The organism is Methylophilus sp. 'Pure River' (genome assembly GCF_046765995.1).
Lineage (GTDB): Bacteria > Pseudomonadota > Gammaproteobacteria > Burkholderiales > Methylophilaceae > Methylophilus.
On sequence record NZ_JBKOUE010000018.1, the window covers coordinates 1 to 1,232 of the forward strand.

1 protein-coding gene is annotated in these 1,232 nt (G+C 47.2%); it reads right to left on the bottom strand.

Annotated features, from left to right (window positions below):
- Positions 1-10 precede the first annotated feature (10 nt).
- Positions 11-1,167, bottom strand: a protein-coding gene (locus ACIDE9_RS14150; RefSeq protein ID WP_411995303.1) for an IS3 family transposase whose coding sequence is annotated in 2 segments (ribosomal slippage) — positions 11-933 and positions 933-1,167 — 1,158 coding nt in all. Because the reading frame shifts where the segments join, the coding sequence is not laid out codon by codon here.
- Positions 1,168-1,232: the final 65 nt, after the last annotated feature.

Here is a 1,232-nt window from a genome sequence, read left to right on the forward strand (position 1 = left end):
TGAATCGCCACTAACTTTGTAGACACTGTTCAGCCGATTGATTGAACTGCTTTTCAAAGTCTATCGGAGATAGCAAGTTATTGGAATTGTGTCTTCGCTTTGAGTTGTAAAAGAACTCTATGTAATCGAAGATATCCCTCTTTGCTTCATCCCGGTCGTTGTATATTTTACGTTTAATCTTCTCCCGCTTTAGTAGTTGAAAGAAGCTCTCAGCCACAGCATTATCATGGCAGTTACCTCTGCGGCTCATGCTGGACTCAAGGTTATGTGCTTTTAGAAACAGCATCCAATCTTCACTGGTGTACTGGCTACCCTGATCCGAATGAATCAGCACCTTTTGTTTAGGCTTTCTGCGCCACACAGCCATTAGCAATGCATCCAATACCAACTCTTTGGTTATACGCGACTGCATAGACCAGCCTACAATCCGGCGGGAGAATAAGTCCATTACCGCTGCCAGATACAGCCAGCCCTCATGTGTGCGGATATATGTAATGTCCGTGACCCATGATTGATTCGGCATCACTGGATTGAACTGTCGGTTCAGTGTATTGGGTGAGGCCACATGCAACTTGCCACTAGAGTGACGTGGCTTGCGATAGCCAACTAATGCTTTGAGCCCATGCTGATGCATCAGCTTATAAACGCGGTTGATCCCAATGAGCTCACCCCAGGCGCGCAAATCGCTATGCACTTTGCGGTAACCGTACACCCCACCAGACTCCAACCAGCTTTGCTTGATGAGGCCAGATTGCCGCTGGTTGGTTTGATAAGCCTTGGAATATGGTTGTTTCAGCCACGCATAAAACCCACTCGGATGAACATCCAACACCTTGCAAAGCCACCGTATCGGCCAGCAGTCCTGATGCTGTTGTATAAAGGCATACCTCAATCTGACTGCTTCGCGAAGTATGCCGCGGCTTTTTTTAAGATATCCCGCTCTTCAGTGACGCGTTTGAGTTCTTTACGCAGACGTTGCAACTCTGCCTGCTCAGCTGTTTTTGCTTGATGCTCTGCTGCATCTGGGCCGTACTTCCTGACCCAGGCATACAGACTATCGACAGTGACATCTAACCTGCGCGCCACTTCAGAGACCGCATATCCGCCTTCTGTGATTTGACGGACTGCTGCTACTTTGAATTCTTCTGGATAACGTTTACCACTCATACTGCACCTTTCTTTTATTGCCATTATTACGGCTTAAAGGTGTCTAGTAAATTAGTGGCGATTCA